Consider the following 18979-nt stretch of genomic DNA (forward strand, 5'->3'; position numbering starts at 1 on the left):
ACCATGGGAACGACGGGCAAGAGGCTGTTCCAATATGCCATGTTCTATAAGAAATCGATCCTGCTTGCTCTAGCTTTCCTGCTGCTCGCGATCAGCGTGGAGCTGATCGGTCCGGTCATCGCCAAGAGAATGATCGACCAGAACATTCTCGGCATCGAGAAAACCTGGTACGAGGTGAGCGAGACCAGCGACAAGAGGGTCGAATATAACGGCAAGTATTACAAGCGGGAGGATCATCTCGCGGCGGACGAAGCCAAGGGCGCACCGGTTCGCGTGCTGCAGGCCGGACGCAGCTTCTATTGGTACGAAGGGGAGACGGTTGTCGACGGGAAGCGCGAGGTCGAAGGCGGCACGATGACCGTCACGCCTAAGGAAGGCGCGGCAGCGACTTACGCGGTGACGCGGCTGTCCAAGGATGAGGTATACCGCTTCTATAAGCCGGAGATTCCGGGCTTGCTGACCCTCGCGGTCTCCTACTTCGGACTGCTGGTTCTGGCGGCGGCATTCACCTACGGACAACGGATGCTGCTCCAGACGTCGGCGAACCGGATCGTCCAGAAGCTGCGGGAGGACGTGTTCGCGCACTCTCAGAGGCTGTCGGTGCAGTACTTCGACAACCTGCCGGCGGGCAAGATCGTCTCGAGGATCACGAACGACACGGAGACGATCCGCGAGCTGTACGTCGCCGTTCTGGCGAACTTCTTCTCCGGAGCCATCTACATGGCGGCGATTCTGGGCGCGCTGTTCCTGCTCAGCCCGACGCTGGCGCTGATCGCGCTGCCGATCGTTCCGATCCTGTTCGCGTGGATTTACGTCTATCGCAAGTTCGCGGAACGATACAACCGCATCATCCGGGCGAAGATCAGCGACATCAACGCGATGATCAACGAGTCGATCAACGGCATGCCGATCATCCAGGCCTTCCGCCGGCAGAAGCAGATGATGGAGGAATTCGACGGGCATAACAAAGAGTTCTACACATACCAGAAGAAGATGCTCAGCCTGAATTCCATCACTTCGCACAATCTGGTCAACGTCATTCGGAACATCATTTTCATTACCGTCATCTGGCTGTTCTGGGGCGATCATCTCGGCAGCGCCATTACGGTCGGCGTGCTATATGCCTTCGTCGATTACATGAACCGAATGTTCCAGCCGATCGTAGGGATCGTCAACCAGCTGTCGAACCTCGAGACGGCCCGCATCTCGGCGGAGCGCGTCTTCCAGCTGATGGACGAACCGGGAATCGACGTGGCGACCGGGAAGATAGACCGCTACAAGGGCGAGGTCAGCTTCAAGGACGTTACCTTCGCCTACAAGGACAACGAGTACGTGCTGAAGAACATCTCGTTCGAAGCGAAGCAAGGACAGACGGTCGCGCTTGTCGGCCACACCGGTTCGGGGAAGAGCTCGATTCTGAACCTGCTGTTCCGTTTCTATGACATCGAGAAGGGCAGCATCACGGTAGACGGCATCGACATTCGCGAGACTCCGAAGCAGCATATCCGCCAGCATATGGGAATCGTGCTGCAGGATCCGTTCCTGTTCACGGGTACGATCGCTTCGAACGTCAGCCTCGACAATCCGGCGATCAGCCGGGAGACGGTCGTGAAGGCGCTGAAGGACGTCGGAGCGTACGACATGTTCCAGAGCCTGCCCGGAGGAATCGACGAGCCGGTCATCGAGAAGGGCAGCACGCTGTCCGCCGGCCAGCGCCAGCTTATCTCCTTCGCCCGGGCGCTCGCTTACGACCCGGCCATCCTGATCCTCGACGAAGCGACGGCCAGCATCGATACCGAGACGGAAGCGATTATCCAGGCGGCGCTCGACGTTCTGAAGAAGGGACGTACGACGTTCGTTATCGCTCACCGGCTGTCGACGATCCGCCAGGCCGATCAGATTCTCGTGCTCGACCACGGCGAGATCGTCGAACGGGGCAACCACGAAGAGCTGATGGAGCAGAAGGGCAAGTATTACGGCATGTACCAGCTTCAGCTGGGCGGAGCCGCCTCTCCCGTGCTAAGCGTATAAAAGCAAGAGCCCGCGCATTCGGTTGCGCGGGCTCTTTTGCTTATTTCGCCGGACTCGGCTGTTTCTTCGGCCTGGAGAGGAAGAGCGAGAAGAAGAGGCCGAGCAGCGTCACCAGCATCGCCACCACGAAGGAGTCGTTGATGCCTTGGATCACGGAGAGCTTGGACACCATGCCGTTCAATAATGAGACGGCATAGGCGGCGCCGACCTCCGGCGACAGCCCGGTCAGCGCGGCAATGGCGTTCTCGAAGCCGACGAAGTTCTCCGCCTCGATGGAATTGTTCAAGGTCACGCTATTGACGTAGGCGGCGGTGTGCGCGTTGGTCCGCGTCGATTCCACCGTGATGAGCAGCGCCGTGCCGAGCGAGCTTGCGACTTGGCGGACGGTATTGGAGACGGCGCTCCCGTGGCTCTTCAGGGTGATCGGAAGGGCGTTCAGGCCGGAGGTCATGACCGTCATCATGATGAACGACATGCCGAAGCTGCGCAGCATGTACAGAAGCATCAGATGCGAGTAAGGCGTGCCGTCCGTCAATCGGGTGAACTCGTAGGTCGCGACGGCCGTGATCGCGAGCCCGATGACGGCGAGCGGACGAACGCCGATTCTGTCGTAGAGAGTGCCGGAGATCGGCGACATGATTCCCATCACGATCGCTCCCGGCAGCATGAGCAGCCCGGACTCGAGAGCGGTGTAGCCCCGGATGTTCTGAATGTAGATCGGCAGCAGGAGCATCGCCCCGAACATGGCTATGTTGACGGCAACGCTGACGAGCGTCGTCATCGAGAACAGATAGACGCCGAACACCCGCAGGTTCAGCAGAGGCTGCTTCGCCGTGAGCTGCCTCCAGACGAAGAAGACGAGGAACAGGATGCCCACCGCGATGGTGGAGAGCACGACCGGGCTTCCCCAGCCTTTGCTGCCCGCTTCGCTAAGCCCGTATAGAAGGGAGCCGAAGCCGATCGTGGAGAAGACCACACCCGGCCAATCGAGCTTCGGGTTCGTGAGCTTCAGCACGTTCGGAAGAAGACGGGCGGCCAGAGCGACCTCGAGCAGCCCCAGCGGAACCATCACGAAGAACAGAATGCGCCAGGAGAAGTGCTCGATAATCCATCCGGCGAAGGTAGGCCCCAGCGCGGGCGCGAACATCATCGCGACGCCCATCATGCCCATGGCTCTCCCCATTTGCTCCGGAGGGAAGATGCGGAGGAAAATGCTCGTGACGAGCGGCATCATGATGCCGGCGGCGATCGCCTGGATGATCCGGCCGAACAGGATAAGGCCGAAGCTGGAGACGATGCCGCAGACGAAGGAGCCGACCGTGAACAGGCTCATGGCCGAGACGAACAGAATTCGGGTCGGAATCGACTCCATCAGGAACGCGCTGATCGGAATCATGACGGCGTTGGCGAGCATAAACCCGGTCGACAGCCATTGGATCGTCGTCGTCGAGACGTTCAGGTCGATCATCATCTTGGGGATGGCGACATTGATCATCGTCTGGTTCAGGATGGCCACGAACATCCCGAAGATCAGAACGGCGACCGTCGTTCCTCTATTGTTGACCATGCCGCTTCTCTCCCTACTTGTGGATCTTGATTTTGACGCTCATCCCGGGAGCGAGGGCCAATCCGCGATAGCCGTCCAGCTTCACGGCGATCGGAATGACCTGGGTTACCTTCGTGTAGTTGGTGGTGGTGTTGGACGTCGGCAGCAGGGAGAACGTTCCCGCCGTCGCGAGGCCGATCTGGGACACCTTGCCCGTCAGGTCGGTTCCGGCGAACGCGTCCACGTACACGTCGACGGTCTGATCGAGCTTGACGTCGCCGATGTCCTTCTCCGAGATGTTGGCGGTTACCCATAGGTTGGTCAGATCGTAGATGCGTGCCAGAGCCGTGCCTTGTCCTACCGCGGTGTTAACGACGGCGCTCGACTGAACGATCGTTCCGGCGCCCGGGGCCCGGATCGGCTCGGTCCCCGTTTGGGTCTGCACGGCTCCTAGCTGCTGCCCGGCGGTAAAGGTGTCTCCGACATTGCCGTTCCATGACGACAGAGTGCCGGCTCCGGGGGAGGAGACGGTGACCGCTTGGCCGTCGATCTTCGCGTTGCTCGTCGTAATATAGTTGACCGATTGCAGATAGTAATAGATGGCAATGCCGCCGGCCGCAACAAGCAGCAGGATGACGATCAAATTGATCAAGACAAGCTTAGAGCTTTTCATAGGGGCAATCTCCTCTTCTCGATGTTCAGAATCTCCTCGATTGGCTGTAGCTTGCCACCGCCGCAGGGCGGATATGCCTTCCGAGCCAAAAATGGAAGAAGCATATTCGAATGCCAATGGGTCATCCTAACACAATCGTTAGAGGTGGAGGTTAGCGAATGAACATTTACGTGGTCTACGACAGCGAGGATGGACATACGGAAGCGTTGGCCCAAGCGATTGCCCAGGGTGCCCGGAGCGTCGGAGGGGCTAAGGTTCATTTTCACCATGTGGAGCGGGCGGACGTTCACGTATTGGACCGGATGGACGCGATCATCTGGGGCTGCCCCGGGCATTTCGGCACGATAAGCTCCGGCTTAAAGGCCTGGATCGACAAGCTGGGGTACCTGTGGGCGAACGGGAAGCTGGTGGACAAGATCGGAGCGGTCTTCTGCACGACGGCTACCGAGCACGGAGGCGTAGAGGCGACTCTGCTGAATTTGATCACCCCGATGCTGCACCAGGGAATGATTATCGCCGGCCTTCCGGCAACCGTTCCGGAGAATGCGCTGTACGGCTCTTATTACGGGGTCGGCATCACCTGCCCGGTCGAAGCCTCTCCGAACGATCCTCCGAATCTGCCTTCCGAGGACGAGCTTGCGTTAGGTCGGGCATTGGGACGCCGCGTGGCGATGCTGACCGCGAGGTTCACCTCCGGCCAAGGGGGATAAACGGGATGCTGATCATCGCTTATTTGGTCGTCGTCGTCATCGTCATCCTGCTGCTTGTCGTGTTCAACGTTCGCACCGCGAAGAAGCGCAAGGCTCCTCCCGCGGAGACGGCGGGTGGCGAGGATTCGATGGACGAGGCCGTTCGGGAAGGAACGGTGGGAAGGGAGGAGCCGAATCCGATCGCGGTCGCGACGCTGGAGAAGGGAGCGGCCGGGTTCGCGGATTTGAGCGCCGATGCCGGAGAGAAGCCGAGGAAGTCGGACTGGAAGCCGGGAGCGGAAGAGCGGGCCGAAGCTGGGACGGGGGCTCGGAGAAGCCCGACGGGAATGGACGTGAGCTTCCGGGGAGCGCTGAGGGACATGAGTTCCGGGGACAAACGCCGTTCGGCGGCGTTCAAGGAGGAAACGGCACGGACGGGATCCGCGACGATCAACGACAACGACTACCGGGACGCCTTGCGGAAAATGAAGCGGGAGCGCAGGGACGGGGAATAGAAGCGATGCTTATGGCCTGCGCCCGGAACGATAGGGGTGCGGGCTGTTTGCGCTGCCGGAGGGGTAGGCTAAGCTTGGCTTGACTTTTAAGCTTGGTGTCCGAACGGGCTTCGATATGGTACGATAAGGGTAATCCATGGAAACCGAAATGGGAAAAGAACGCTTAACGCGAATGAGGTGCTTCAGTGACAGGTTTTGCTCAGTTAGGAATCTCGGAAGACCGGGTTGCCCGGTTGACCGCTCAAGGAATACAGAAGCCGACTCCGGTTCAGGAGGCGGCGATTCCGCTCGTGCTTCAGGGACGGGACGTCATCGGACAGGCCCAGACGGGAACGGGAAAGACGCTGGCGTTCGTGCTGCCGATGCTGGATCGGATCAACGTGAAGTCGGATAAGCTTCAGGGGCTGATCGTGACCCCGACGCGGGAGCTGGCTCTTCAGATCACGAATGAAGTGAAGCAATTGATCGGGCCGGAGGAAGGCATCCGGGTTCTGCCGGTATATGGCGGGCAAGACGTGGAGGCTCAGCTTCTTAAGCTGAAGGGCAACATTCATCTGATTATCGCGACGCCGGGACGACTGCTCGACCACCTTCGCCGGGAGACGGTATCGCTCTTCAGCGTGCAGACGCTCGTTCTCGATGAGGCCGACCAGATGCTGCACATGGGCTTCCTTGGCGAGGTGGAGGAAATTCTGCGGCATACGTCCTCTCAGCGGCAGACGCTGCTGTTCTCGGCGACGATGCCGGGAACGATTCGCGAGCTGGCGGGACGCATCCTGCGCAAGCCGGAGGAAGTGACGGTCAAGGCGAAGCAGGTTACCGTCAAGGATATCTCGCAGCTCGTCATCGAGACGACCGATCGGGCCAAGCAAGCGGCGCTCGTGGAGACGATCAAGGATACGAGGCCTTATCTCGGCATGATTTTCTGCCGGACGAAGCGCCGGGCGAACACGCTGAACGAGGCGCTGCAGCAGATGGGCTTCGAGAGCGACGAGCTCCACGGCGATCTCTCCCAAGCGAAGAGGGAACAGGTCATGAAGAAGTTCCGCGACGCCAAGCTGCAGCTGCTGGTCGCCACGGACGTGGCGGCGCGCGGTCTGGACGTGGAAGGCGTCACCCACGTCTATAACTATGACGTTCCTCATGACGTGGAGAGCTACATTCACCGGATCGGACGGACCGGCCGCGCGGGCGGCTCGGGCGCCGCGATCACGTTCGTCGCGCCGAAGGACCGCCCGGAGCTGGCTCGAATCGAGACCGGCATAGGGATGAAAATCGAGCGCCAGTCCTATGGCTCTTACGTCCCCGACGAGGCGGATCTCGGCGAGGACGGAGGAGCCGCTCGCGGCGGGAGAACCGCGGGCGGGAGATCCGGCGGCCGCAGCGGCGGCGGCAGAACAGGCAGCGGAAGCGCCGCCAAGGGCAAAACCGAAAGCGGAAGGTTCGCCGGCAAGGGACAGGGCGGCTCGGGCCGGAGAGGAACGGGAGCGGGAGCAGGTGCAGGTGCAGGAGCCTCCTCGTTCGCTTCCCGCAGCGGCGGCTCCCTGAAGTCGGCGGCTCCCGGGGAGCGGCCGAGCATGGGGGTGCGCAAGCGCTCGGGCGGAAGCGGCGCTGTTGTGAGCGGCGAAACCGGCGGAGAAGCCTTCTCGCCTGCGAACGGCAGAGCCGGCAGCAACCGGGGCGCTGGAGGCCAGGCGAACAGCCGTTACGGCAATGACCGGGGCGCTAGAAGCTCCTCGGCGAATGACCGCGCGGGCAACGCGCGCGGTCCTAGAGGCGCGGCGAAAGACGGAGCAGCCGGCAGCGGGCGCGGAGCCAGAGGGTTCGAAGGCGGACGGGGCGGCAAAGGCGGTGGCGGCGCGCCGGGCGGCAGAGCAGGTCGCGGAGGAGCGAACGCGGGAGGCAAGGGCGGTCCGAGCGGACGGCAATCCCGCGGCAACGGAGCGGGCCGCTCTCCTCGCGGTCGTTCCCGGTAAGAGGAGCATTAGCAGAGAGGCGGTTCGGGTTTCGGCCTGAATCGCTTTTTTGCGTTTCCGGAGGAGGGACCGCTCTCCGGAAAAGCCCACCATGGGAGATCGACTCGAGCCTTAACAACAATTCGATGGTGCACTTTCGGGCATCGACAGTTGAGATTGCAGCCGAAATAGACTACAATTTGGTTAGTAGCTTTATTATATATAGGTGGAGGGATCCATTATGATAAAAGTTCACCCCGGAGAATCCCGGTTCAAGGTCGATACGGGCTGGCTGGTGAGCCGTCCGAGCTTTCAGTTCGGCGCTTATTCGGACCCGGGCAACAGCGGCTTCGGTGTTCTGCGCGTGTTCAACGACGATTTCGTCGCCCCTGGCAAAGGGTTCGGAGCGCATCCGCACAGCGATATGGAGATCGTCTCGATTATCCTGAAGGGCGAGATTCGCCACGAGGACAACCTGGGCAATATCGAGATCACGAAGGCGGGGGAGGTTCAGCGCATCAGCGCCGGCTCGGGCGTCATTCATGCGGAGTACAACCCGTCCGGCACGGAGGAATTGAACTTCCTTCAAATGTGGTTCATGCCGAGAGAGCGCGGGACTACGCCTTCGTACGAGACGAGCCGCTACGATCCGAGCAAGCTGATCAACGCGCTGCATCCGGTCGTGACGCCGACGGGAGCCGAGGACGCCGCGTCCATCCAGCAGGACATGACGATTTATCTCGGCCGGCTGGAAGCGGGACGCGAGCTGGAGTTCCGTCAGGAACCGGGTCGCCGGATCTACTTGTTCGCCATCGAAGGCGAGCTGACGGCGAACGGCGTTCGTCTCGGCGAGAGGGATTCGGCCAGGATCGCCGAGGTGTCCGAGCTGAAGCTCGCCGCGCCGGGCGGACCGGCGTTCGTTCTACTGATCGACTTGCCATAAGGAGGATGCGGGAATGAGAGAGACGTTAATCATCAAGCATGCGGTCGGAGGCAAAATTTTCGTCGACACCGCCAAGCATCCGCTGCCCTACGCGGTGGAGGAGAAAGCGGACGGAAGCTGCTGCGTTACGATACAGACGGAATGGAACGAGCTTGTCGAAGAACTGTTCGAACTCCGCCACGAGCTCAACATGTTCCTTTTCCGCGAATATAAGGATCGGCCGACGGTGAAGACATGGTTTTACGTATCCGAGGGCCCGGTGGAGTACAATAAGGAGAAGCGGGAGCTCTCCGTAACGGCGGCGTCCAAGATCGAGTACGTTCCGGACAACTACTTGAGCTGACGGCCCGCGCAAGAACGAGTAAGCGGAAGGGGAAGACGGCATGGCGGGCAATGGGCAGAACCGGGCGGACGTGAAACCGGGACTTCGGGTGGATATCGTGCTGAAGCAGGATCAACGGACCGGCAAGCGGACTCGCGGCACGGTGAAGGATCTGCTGACGAATTCGGCTTTTCACCCTCATGGCATCAAGGTTCGGCTGACGGACGGCCAGGTGGGCCGAGTTCAGGCCATTCTGCACGAAGGCGAATAAGAGGAAACCGACAGGCGGATTAACGTCCATGAGTCATGGAAGAGAGATAAAGGGAGGAAGCCCCCGGCAACGGCCGTAGGCTCCCTCCCTTTATTTGCGTCTACGGGCGGACAGAATAGCCGGAACGGTTTTTCTCTTCTTAGCTAAACGCCGAGTTCGCGGCATAGCCATCACGACCTGGGCTCCGGCCCGCGGGAAAGAGCCGGTCATCGCGAAGCTTCATTGTCGGCCGCCTGCTCCTGCAGCTTGCGGTATTCGCCCGGCGTAATGCCCTCGTGCTTGCGGAAGAACCGGATGAAGCTGTTGGCGTTGTTGTAGCCAACCTGCTGCGAGATATCCTGCATCGTCAGCGACGTCTCGCGGAGCAGCCGCTTGCTGTGGTCGATGCGAAGCCTCGTCAAGTATTCGAGCACCGTCTTGCCGGTGGCTTGCTTGAAGATCCGGCTCAAATAAGCGGGAGTCAGTTCCACGGCGTCGGCGATTCTCTCCACCGAGATGTCCTCGCGGTACCGGTCGGCGATGAAGGCGATGGCCGCGTTAACCTTGGAGGAGCCGCGAGTCTGGCCCCGTACCGTCTCGGCTACTCGCCCGGCCACGACGACGACCCATTCGTGCAGGTCGCGAACCGTCTCGTGGCGCGTCAGTTCCTGGTAGACGTTGCCCTCTCCGTAGGCGCTCTCCCAGGCAAGGCCGATATCGGTCACGACGTCGATCATGGCGTCGACGAGCCGATTGTAGATCCGGATGACGTTCTCGTAGGTCAGGCTGGGCCTGGCGAGCAGCCACTCGCGAACCTCCTTCAGCGCGCGGACGGCTTCTTCGTCGTTCCCCGCCCGCAGGTTGTTCGCCAGCGTCTTCTCCAGATGCGCGGGATAGAAGTATTCGAAGGCGGCGGGTCTCACGTTCCCTTCGGGGAACAGGATCGGCTCGCCCGGATTCCATAGCTTGTGCCGCATCGCCTCTTGAGCCTCCCGGTAGGAGACGTGCACCCGGCCTAGCGTCTCCACCCGCGTGCCGAAGCTGATCGTGACGGAGAAGGGCAAGTATCGGCGGATCGACTCGATGACCGCGCCGGCCAAGGCGCTCAGCTCGCGGGTTGGCTCGACAGCGAACCGTTCCGCGGCCGTATCGATCGGCGTCAACGCGAACGTCTCGGCCGGCATCGCCGCCAATCCCTTCGCAGGCGACTCTGTCCACGATCCCCCTGCCGGCGATTCCGCCCACGATTCCGCCGTCTCCGTGTGCGCCCCGTCAGGCGGCCATGGGTACGCGCTCGCGCCGAGGAGAACGGCGATCCGGTTGTCGCCCGTCTCGGCCGACAAGCACGGGCGGCCTTGCGAAGCCGTCTCCTGGGCGATATTCAGGACGGCGTAGCGAAGCAGGCTCAAGTCGCGGGGGCTGAAGCGCTCCTTGTACTTGGCGTAATCGTCGATCTCGATCAGCATGACGACGAAGCTTCCGGACAGGATCGGCAGCTGCAGCTCGGCGATCGCCTGCTCGATCTCCGGCGCCGACTCGTTGAATTTGTCGCTCAGCAGGTCGTTCACGAATCGGCTGACCAAGTGAGGGTGATACGCGTTGTAGGACGACTCCAGCTTGCGATGGCTGGAATAGAACTGGTCGAGAATATCGGACACGTCCTTGAGCGAGTGCTCCTTGCCCGGCGTTGCGGACAGCTCCTTATGGAAGCGCGTCGTCTTGTCGATCAGCAGCTTGATCGGGTTGTACAAGGTTCGAGACAGGAAGAACGAGATGACGACGCCGAGAGACACGAGCAGCAGCCCGATCAGCAGAATGACGTTGCGGATGTAGCTCAGCTTGTCGTCCAGGTAGCGCAGAGGCGTCACGGACACGAGGCGCCAATGGTTGAGCAGCGGATCGCCGACGGAGACGAGCGATTCCGCGCCGTCCATCTTAAGCTTCCGCTCGCCGCGTTCGCTCGCCCGGAGAACGCCGCCCATCTCGGAAGCGCTCGGGATCCGCTGCGGCTCCGCCGCCGAGAACGCCGACAGGACGGCGCCCGATTCGTCGATCAGATACGCTTGCGTATGATTGTCCGAATGCATCGCGCGCAGATAGGCATTCAGCTCGTCCTCGTTGAAGTGAATGGCGACGTAGCCGGTCGTCTCGGGGAAGGCGAACGGAAGCTTGACGACGATGGTAGCGATTTTGTAAGCGTTACCGTCTTGGTTGACGAAGGAGCGGGTCGGAAGCCAGAGCACATTGCTGCGGCCGGCCTCCGCTTGGACGACCCATTGGTCGATCGGCTGGCCCGGGGTTTTGCGGTTCGGACCGTCCGAGGACAGGATCGTCTTGGATTCGGCAAAATAAATTTGGATCGAATGAATATACCCATGCTCGGAAGCCAGGGACGAGATGCGGTCCTTGACGTCGTTGAGCAGGTAAGAACTCTCCGCGTTCTGCGAGGTGGCGTAGATGCGTCCGTCGAGGCCGAGCTGGATCGACAGCGACAGCATCTCCTCGAGCATCCGGTCCAGCGCCGCTCCGGTCTGCCCGATCGCGTTCTCGTTGCCGCTCCGGATCTCGCCGGCGATCGAGCCGTAGGCCAGCCGGTAAGACGAGACGCCCAGCAGCAGGACGGGGACGAGAATAACGATAAAGAAGGAGAGGAAATAAAATAAAAACAGCTTGTTCGGTTTGCGCGCGGCGAATCGCCTGACGTTCATCTTTATCAGCCCCCAAAGCCATTATGACATAGAGAAGTCCCGAGAGGGAGCTTCTGAGAACGCCCGGAGTGAGGAATATCACAAAGTGAATACGGAAGTCACAATTTGAATATGCCCGAATGTCGCTTTTGAGCGATCGAAGCCGCATTCGTATCGTTTACGCCGAGGGTCCTCCGCCTCTATGATGAGGGCGAAGGCGAAACGCACGAACCATAAAACGGGAGGTCAACAACAGATGAGCAAACATTGGAAAACCGGCTTGGTGACGCTGGCCGTGGCGGGCCTGCTGACGGCTTGCGGCAGCAACGGAAATAATAACGATTCATCCGCGTCCCCGGCCGCGTCGAGCGGCAGCCCGGCAGCCGACGAGCCGATCACGCTCAAGTTCGCGTCCTGGAGCATCAGCGAGGAAGCGACGAAGGGCGCTTTGGAAGAGATGGCCAATCAATTCGCCGCGCAGCATCCGAACGTGAAGATCGAATTCGTCGGCATTCCGTTCGGCGACATCAAGCAGCAGACGTTCGTCATGGCTTCATCGGGCAATGCGCCGGACATTATCCAGACGTTCACGGCATCGTTCCCGACCTATGCGGCTTCCGATATCGTGCGTCCGCTCGACGATCTGCTCGGACAGGACTACATCAACGATTTGCTTCCTTCCTACAAAGAAGACTACACGTACGACGGCAAGCTGATGGGCGTGCCGTGGGCGCCGTCTCCTTACGTTCTCTATTGGAACAAAGAATTATTTAAGAAGGCGGGCCTGCCGGACCGCGCTCCGCAGACGTACGACGAGATGCTCGAGTTCGCGGGCAAAATCTCCAAGTTGAAGACCGACAGCGGCGAGCAGGTGTACGGACTCGGGGAGGCGACCGAGAAGCTGCCGATCAACGGCATGATCGCGCTGCGCAACATCTACAGCTTTAACGGTTCGGTGTTCGACGCCGACGGCAAGGTCAATGTCAACACGCCGGAAGTCATCGCAACCCTTAAATACTATCAGGACATCGTGAAGGACGGGCTGTCCCCGCAGGGCGCGAAGCTCAAGGACCTGCGCAACCTGTTCAGCATCGGCCGACTCGGCATGTACGCCGACGGATACTACGGCCGGAAGGTGTTCCAGAACCTGAGCGGCAAGGGCGAAGCGTTCGACTCCGTCTGGGGCGTCTCGCTCATCCCGGCGAACAAGACCGGCGAGAGCGTCTCGATCGGAGAAGCCCACGGCCTCGTCATCAGCAAGGACTCCAAGCATCCGGAGATGGCCGCCGAATTCATCAAGTTCCTGACGGACCGGGACATGATCAAGCTATACCACGACAATAGCGACGTGATGAGCGCCCGTCAGTCGATCGGAGTGCTTCCGGAATTCAACGCGACGGACTTCGACAAGACGCTGAACGACCAGATGCATCACATCAAGGCGCTGCCGACGAACAACCAGGGACTCGAGCAAGCGTATCTCGAGATCGCCGAGGCGGTGCAAAAGGTAACCGTCGCGGGCGAGAGTCCGGAGAAGGCGGCCTCGGAGCTCGACGCCAAGCTGAAGCAAATCATGAAGTAAGCCCGGCCGGACCGGGACGCTCCCAATCGAATGTTCAAGGAAGTGATACAGCATGGAGAAGGCAGTCCGGCTGGATGCGTCCGGCACCGGCAGAGCAAGCCGGCTAAGCGAGAAAACGAAGGATGGGCTGTTCCTGGCGGCCATCATTAGCCCGGCGCTCTTGCTCCTCTTGTTCACGATCGGCATTCCGATCGTCAAATCGCTCTACCTGAGCTTTTACGATGTCACTCTTCTGCGCATGAAGTCGCTCTCCTGGAACGGCTTCGCCAACTACCGGAATCTGTTCGCGGACGGTGATTTCGGGCACTCGGTCGCCGTGACGTTCCGCTACGTCTTCACGATCGTCGCCCTTCAGTTCGTGCTCGGCATGGCGCTGGCGCTCATTCTGAACGGCAAAATCCCGATGCGCCGGGCGATCCGGACCGTCGTCCTCATTCCGTGGGTCATCCCCACCATCATCGGGGCGCTGCTGTGGATGTGGCTGTTCCAGCCTCAGTACGGGATCGTCAACTATGTGCTGCAATACCTGCATCTGATCGACAAGCCGCTCAATTGGCTGTCCGACATTCATCTGGCGCTGTGGGCCGTGACGGCAGCGGCGTTGTGGAAGCAGCTCCCGTTCATGGTGACCATGCTGCTGGCGGGCATGCAGGGCATTCCCGGCGACATGTACGAGGCCGCGATGATCGACGGCGCGAACAAACGACAGCAGTTCTGGTACGTCACGCTGCCGATGCTGAAGAACACGATTCAGACGGTTACGCTCATCGCATGCATCGAGAATTTCAAAATGTTCCCGTTATTCTGGATCATGACGAGCGGCGGTCCGGTCGACGCGACGACGACGCTGTCCATTCTCAGCTATAAGACCGCCTTCATCGATCTCGACCTGGGCAAGGGCGCGGCGATCGGAGCGATCTGGCTGGTCATTATGCTGCTGTTCTCATGGATCTATAACCGCCTGTTCTCGATCGGCGAAGGGAAAGGAGGCGGCGCGCATTGAACCGCAGCCGACGCATTAACGGGGTTGTCTCCGCGCTAATTCTGGCGGCATTCCTGCTCTTCCTGCTGTTCCCGTTGTACTGGATGCTGCTCACGTCATTCAAGGACAATTCCGTCCTGTTCAAGCTGCCTCCCGAGTGGTGGCCGTCGAATCCGGTCACGAGCCATTACGAGAAGCTGTTCGCGGATAAAGTCTTCCTGACTTACTACCGCAACAGCCTCCTCGTCAGCTTCTGCACGACCGCGGTCACTTTGCTCGCCTCCACGTTCGCCGGGTACGGCTTCTCGCGGTTCCAATTCCGCTTCAAGTCGCTGGCGATGATGAGCATCCTGTCGACCCAGATGCTTCCGGTCGTCTCGTTGCTCATCGCCCTGTACACGATGTACAACAACTACGGCTTGCTGAACAACCGGGGCGGACTCGTGATCGCGCTGACGACGTCCTGCCTGCCATTCTCGATCTGGATGATCAAGGTGTTCTTCGACGGCATCCCGATCGATCTGGAGGAGTCTGCGAAGATCGACGGCGCGTCGCGGTTCGGCATCTTGCTGCGCATCGTTCTTCCGCTGACGAAGCCGGGCTTGTTCTCGATCGGCATCTATTCGTTCATTTTGTCATGGGACGACTTCCTCTACTCGATCACGCTCATCAACCAGGACGCGCTGCGATCCTTGAACGCGGGGATTGCCATTCGTTACATCGGGGAGCTGTCCTACGACTGGTCGAGCATCATGACAGTGTGCGTCACCTCCATCGTTCCGATCTCCTTGTTGTTCTTATTTTTCCAGAAGTACATGGTGTCCGGCCTGACGGCCGGCGCCGTGAAGGGATGAGGGACGCGGCGCGAATGCTGCGCGCAGGGAACCTCCGGGGCCTTATCGGGCCTCGGAGGTTTCTTTACTTTGCGCGTCGGGGAAGGGCGCGATGTGATAGAATAGGGGGAGTGCTAGACGGAAGCGAAGAACGAACACCCTCGAAAGGAACGTGCCCTGTGAAAACGTTGGTGATCGCGGAGAAGCCGGACATGGGCCGCAACATCGCATCGGTTATCGAGCCGAAGGCGAAGAACATGCGGAGTTATTTGGAGGGAGAACGGTACATCATTACGTGGGCGATAGGCCATCTGATCGGGCTTGCCGAGCCGGATCGCTACGACGACAAATATAAGAAGTGGAACTTCGGCGACCTGCCGATCATTCCGGAGGAGTTCAAGCTGCTGCCGAACCCGAAGACGAAGGACCAGCTGACCGTCATCAAGGAGCTCGCGGCTAGATGCGACCGCCTGGTCAACGCTTGCGACGCCGGGCGGGAGGGGCAGCATATTTTCTCGCTTATCCGGAGGCATCTGAAGCTGCGGCAGCCGGTGAGCCGGCTGTGGATCTCCGACCTGACGGCGGAGACGATCCGGCGCGGCTTCGACGAGCTGAGGGACGACGCGGAATACGCGAACCTGACGGAGGCGGCGAGAGCGCGCAGCGAAGCGGATTGGCTGATCGGCATGAACGGGTCGCGCGCCTTCACGACGAAGCATAACGAGCTGCTCTCGGTCGGGCGCGTCCAGACGCCGGTACTGGCGCTGATTTACGATCGGCAGAAGCAGATCGAAGCGTTCGACTCCCTTAAGTATTACGAGGTTCACGGGTACTTCAAGCAAGGAGCGACGACCTACCGCGGGATGTGGCAGGGAGACCGCATCATGGACGAGGAGAAGGCGAAGAAGATCGCCGATAAGGTGCGGGGCAAGCCGGGCGCCGTCGAGAGCTACGAGGTCAAGGATACGAAGGAGTATCCGTTCAAGCTGTACGACCTGACGCTGCTTCAGCGGGAAGCGAACGGGAAGTACGGCTTCTCCGCGAAGAAGACGCTGGACGTCGCCCAGGCTCTCTACGAGAAGCATAAGGTCATCTCGTATCCGCGGACGAACTCGAACTACGTGAACGAAGAGAACATTCCCGAGATGCACCGGGTTCTGGATTCGCTTCGCGGGAACTCGGATTATACGAATCTCGTGAACGGCGGGGAGAAAAGATTCGTGCACAAGAACAACAAGGCCGTCTGCAATCCGGCCAAGGTCGAGGATCACCATGCGATCATGCCGACGCTGAAGAGAGCGGGGTCGCTCAGCCCGGACGAGAAGAAGATCTACGATCTGGTCGTCCGGCGGTTCCTCGCGCACTTCTATCCGGCGGCGGAGTACAAGGTCCACACGGTGATGACGCTGGTAGAGGAAGAGCGCTTCAAGACGACGATCAAGCAGCTGCTGTCGCTCGGCTGGAAGGTCATCTATAGCGGCGATTCGGATGGCACGGGTTCTGGGAAAAAGGGCGGGCGCAAGGCGAACGCCGACTCGCAGGAGCAGGAGGACGAGGAGGAAGAGACGGACGGCGCGTTCGAGCTGAACGCCTCGGAGCCGGTTCAATGCGAGAAGGCCGAGGTGAAGGCGAAGGAGACGCAGCCACCCAAGCCTTATACGGAAGGAACGCTGCTCAAGGCGATGGAGAGCGCGGGCAAGCAGATCGAGGACGAGGAGCTGCGCGACGCGATGAAGGACAGCGGGCTCGGCACCCCGGCGACCCGCGCGGCGACGATCGAGCGGCTCAAGAATGTCGGGTACATCGACATGCAGGGCAAGAAGATCGTCATCACGCCGAAGGGGCGGACGGCGGTCGAGCTCATCCGCGGAGCGGGCGTCGAGCTGCTCACCTCGCCCGAGATGACCGGGCGCTGGGAGCAGCGCCTGAACGAGATCGCGCGCGGTCAGGCGTCGGCCGAGCAGTTCATGAACAACGTGAAGCGGTTCACGGTGCAGATCATCGACAAGGTGCGGGTTCAGCGCCCCGCCGTCAAGGCCGCCTTCGCCCAGCCGGACAAGCCGGCCGGGGCGAAGAAAGGCGGCTCGCGCCAGGCTTCCTCCGGAAGCAAGCGCGGCGCCGCCAAGGGCGGGAGCGGGACGGCCACGGCCTCCCGCGCTCCGCAAGAGAAGACGGCCGCCGCCCCCGGGGCTCCGGCCGTCGTCGGGGCCTGTCCGCGGCCGGGCTGCGGCGGACAAATCTTCATGGGCCGCAAAGGCTACGGCTGCAGCCATTACAAGAGCGGGTGCTCCTTCGTCATCTGGAAGGAGAACCAGGGCCGCTCGCTCACCGACGCCATGGTTCGCAGCCTGATCGAGAAGGGCAAGACCGGGAAGCTCAAGTTCAAGAGCGCGTCGGGAGAGCCTTACGACGCCCGAATCGTTCTCGCGAACCCGGCGACGGGAGAGTTGGCTCTGGAGAGAGAATAAGCATGCAAGAAGCGAAGAAGCTCGTCATCGCGCCGAGCTTCAGACTGTCGAGAAAGTCATACGTCGACTTACATGCCCGTTATCGGCTAACGGACACCGGCGACTCTTAAACGTTGGTTTATCGCTCTTTGGAAATGTAACGGACTTACAGTCCTTTAGCGTTCGCAAATAGCCTTAAAAGGGCGGTTTTACTCTTCTAAGGGTTTTCTGTGTCCGTTACATTTTAATGAGGCCATTTCGACGTTTTTAACGGACCGTATGTCCGCAAGAATCGCGGTTAACCCGTTTTAAGGCGTGGTGATTCCTTTTTTTCCGGCTTCGTGCGTCCTTTAATCTGCCATCGATTCGGGTTGAAGCTCCTCCGAATTACCCGAAGTGGCGGCCGGTCGGCGCATCGTTCGCGCTCGGGGTCAACTCTCTCCGTTCGGACCAAAGCGAGAATCCGAGCCAGGCCAGCCCTAAGCCCATCGGCACGGCCGCCAGCCGTCCGAGCTCGTGCGGGAGAACCGCGGCGGCAAGGGAAGCCACGGCCCCGAAGGCCAGCAGGCCGGCCGCCCATCGCGACAGGATGCGAGTACGAAGAGCTGCGATCCCGAACAGCAGACCGCCTGCCAAATAGGCGACCGCCGACACCGGCCCCGCCGCGACGAGGGCTCCGAGGTCCATCTCGCTGCCGGCTCCGCTGGAGAGCCCCAGGAATCCCTCCACGAGCTCCGGCGCATCGGTCGTGAGAAGAGGCAGGATGAACGCTTCGATGAAGGTAAGGGCCATTAGAAGAGCGAACTCGAGGCTGAACAGGAGATAACCGGCCAATCCGAGCCACCCGGCTTTGTCCGCTTGCCTGGCATAGATCCCCGTAATGCCGATAAGGGCAAGGAGGCACATGAGGATGGTCAAGCAATGGGCAACGGCCCACGCGTCCGTACTTACGGACGCGAGTTCATCGGCAGGATGAATCATCTGGATCGCGATAAACAGGAGTCCTGCCAATATTGCGGCCACTCCCGACCAACGAATAAGACCCGATGCGGTTATCTTGTTCCTGGCTGCGGCTTTGCGATTGTCGTTCATAAACTCGTCTCCTTTTTATCGAATGTATGGTCTGTGTCGCTATTAAACTCCGCCGTATCCTGTCGTTCGGGGTTCACCCAAACGACGGAGATCAACGTCAAGCCGAGGTCGCGTATATTTCTCAGCAAACCATGCAGTGCGGCTTGATCGACCACGGGGCCGCAGAGGCGGGTCGTTCCATTGCTTTCGTAAGAGAAGATTAACCCTTCGAACCGATCGCTCCACCTGGAATCCAGATGCCCTTTGACGCGAATCTCGTACCGGCCAGGCTCCCGATCGTCGTTATCGGATTCGTGCGATCCCCTCATGCTGCGCCTCCTCCGTTGCTTGACTGCTTTCTTAATTCGAAGATACACGCTCCCGTAGGGAGCCGGCATCCCCACATGTGGTGATTTTTGCAGCGCACAAAAAAAACCCGCCGCCAGAAGCTAA

General features: G+C 60.4%; 16 protein-coding genes. 11 read left to right on the plus strand and 5 right to left on the minus strand.

Annotation, left to right across the window (positions count from 1 at the left end):
- The first annotated feature begins 3 nt into the window (after positions 1–3).
- Complete coding sequence (locus H7B67_RS08205; protein WP_185119323.1) at positions 4–2031, plus strand: ABC transporter ATP-binding protein; 2028 nt, start codon at positions 4–6, stop codon at positions 2029–2031.
- Between the two features lie 40 nt (positions 2032–2071).
- Here the strand turns inward: H7B67_RS08205 and H7B67_RS08210 are convergent, their stop codons facing one another.
- Together H7B67_RS08210 and H7B67_RS08215 are read right to left on the minus strand one after the other, a co-directional pair.
- Positions 2072–3598 carry a DHA2 family efflux MFS transporter permease subunit gene (locus H7B67_RS08210; protein WP_185119324.1) on the minus strand — a complete coding sequence of 509 codons (1527 nt, stop codon included), beginning with the start codon at positions 3596–3598 and terminating at the stop codon, positions 2072–2074.
- Positions 3599–3611: 13 nt separating this feature from the next.
- Positions 3612–4250 (minus strand): biotin/lipoyl-containing protein, encoded by a 639-nt coding sequence (locus tag H7B67_RS08215; protein WP_185119325.1) that lies wholly within the window; start codon positions 4248–4250, stop codon positions 3612–3614.
- A 158-nt stretch (positions 4251–4408) separates the two neighbouring features.
- Here H7B67_RS08215 and H7B67_RS08220 point away from each other — a divergent pair, with 158 nt between their 5' ends.
- The 6 genes from H7B67_RS08220 to H7B67_RS08245 all read left to right on the plus strand — a co-directional run bounded on the left by H7B67_RS08220 (position 4409) and on the right by H7B67_RS08245 (position 8945).
- Positions 4409–4960, plus strand: a complete 552-nt coding sequence (locus H7B67_RS08220) for an NAD(P)H-dependent oxidoreductase (RefSeq protein ID WP_185119326.1) — start codon at positions 4409–4411, stop codon at positions 4958–4960.
- A 5-nt stretch (positions 4961–4965) separates the two neighbouring features.
- Positions 4966–5454: a hypothetical protein gene (locus H7B67_RS08225; protein ID WP_185119327.1), complete on the plus strand. Its 489-nt coding sequence runs from the start codon at positions 4966–4968 to the stop codon at positions 5452–5454.
- A gap of 185 nt (positions 5455–5639) precedes the next feature.
- Positions 5640–7430, plus strand: coding sequence for a DEAD/DEAH box helicase (locus H7B67_RS08230; protein ID WP_185119328.1), 1791 nt, complete (start codon positions 5640–5642; stop codon positions 7428–7430).
- Positions 7431–7650: 220 nt separating this feature from the next.
- Positions 7651–8352: a pirin family protein gene (locus H7B67_RS08235; protein WP_185119329.1), complete on the plus strand. Its 702-nt coding sequence runs from the start codon at positions 7651–7653 to the stop codon at positions 8350–8352.
- A 13-nt stretch (positions 8353–8365) separates the two neighbouring features.
- Positions 8366–8695, plus strand: a complete 330-nt coding sequence (locus H7B67_RS08240) for a hypothetical protein (RefSeq protein WP_185119330.1) — start codon at positions 8366–8368, stop codon at positions 8693–8695.
- A 40-nt stretch (positions 8696–8735) separates the two neighbouring features.
- Positions 8736–8945 carry a YwbE family protein gene (locus tag H7B67_RS08245; RefSeq protein ID WP_185119331.1) on the plus strand — a complete coding sequence of 70 codons (210 nt, stop codon included), beginning with the start codon at positions 8736–8738 and terminating at the stop codon, positions 8943–8945.
- A gap of 206 nt (positions 8946–9151) precedes the next feature.
- On the opposite strand, the gene H7B67_RS08250 is transcribed toward H7B67_RS08245, so the two are convergent.
- Positions 9152–11632 (minus strand): helix-turn-helix domain-containing protein, encoded by a 2481-nt coding sequence (locus tag H7B67_RS08250; protein WP_185119332.1) that lies wholly within the window; start codon positions 11630–11632, stop codon positions 9152–9154.
- A 235-nt stretch (positions 11633–11867) separates the two neighbouring features.
- On the opposite strand from H7B67_RS08250, the gene H7B67_RS08255 reads away from it, so the two are divergent.
- The 4 genes from H7B67_RS08255 to H7B67_RS08270 all read left to right on the plus strand — a co-directional run bounded on the left by H7B67_RS08255 (position 11868) and on the right by H7B67_RS08270 (position 17476).
- Positions 11868–13193 carry an ABC transporter substrate-binding protein gene (locus H7B67_RS08255; protein WP_185119333.1) on the plus strand — a complete coding sequence of 442 codons (1326 nt, stop codon included), beginning with the start codon at positions 11868–11870 and terminating at the stop codon, positions 13191–13193.
- Between the two features lie 52 nt (positions 13194–13245).
- Positions 13246–14196: a carbohydrate ABC transporter permease gene (locus H7B67_RS08260; protein ID WP_185119334.1), complete on the plus strand. Its 951-nt coding sequence runs from the start codon at positions 13246–13248 to the stop codon at positions 14194–14196.
- Positions 14193–15029 (plus strand): carbohydrate ABC transporter permease, encoded by an 837-nt coding sequence (locus H7B67_RS08265; RefSeq protein WP_209649156.1) that lies wholly within the window; start codon positions 14193–14195, stop codon positions 15027–15029. The genes H7B67_RS08260 and H7B67_RS08265 overlap by 4 nt, the downstream gene beginning before the upstream one ends.
- A 158-nt stretch (positions 15030–15187) precedes the next feature.
- Positions 15188–17476: a DNA topoisomerase 3 gene (locus tag H7B67_RS08270; RefSeq protein WP_185119335.1), complete on the plus strand. Its 2289-nt coding sequence runs from the start codon at positions 15188–15190 to the stop codon at positions 17474–17476.
- Between the two features lie 366 nt (positions 17477–17842).
- Here H7B67_RS08270 and H7B67_RS08275 read toward each other — a convergent pair whose 3' ends face one another.
- A complete protein-coding gene (locus tag H7B67_RS08275) occupies positions 17843–18547 on the minus strand; it encodes a hypothetical protein (RefSeq protein ID WP_185119336.1) in 705 nt (234 codons plus the stop codon).
- A complete protein-coding gene (locus H7B67_RS08280; RefSeq protein ID WP_185119337.1) occupies positions 18544–18855 on the minus strand; it encodes a hypothetical protein in 312 nt (103 codons plus the stop codon). The genes H7B67_RS08275 and H7B67_RS08280 overlap by 4 nt, the downstream gene beginning before the upstream one ends.
- Between the last annotated feature and the right edge of the window lie 124 nt (positions 18856–18979).

It is taken from the genome of Cohnella thailandensis (genome assembly GCF_014212135.1).
GTDB lineage: Bacteria > Bacillota > Bacilli > Paenibacillales > Paenibacillaceae > Cohnella > Cohnella thailandensis.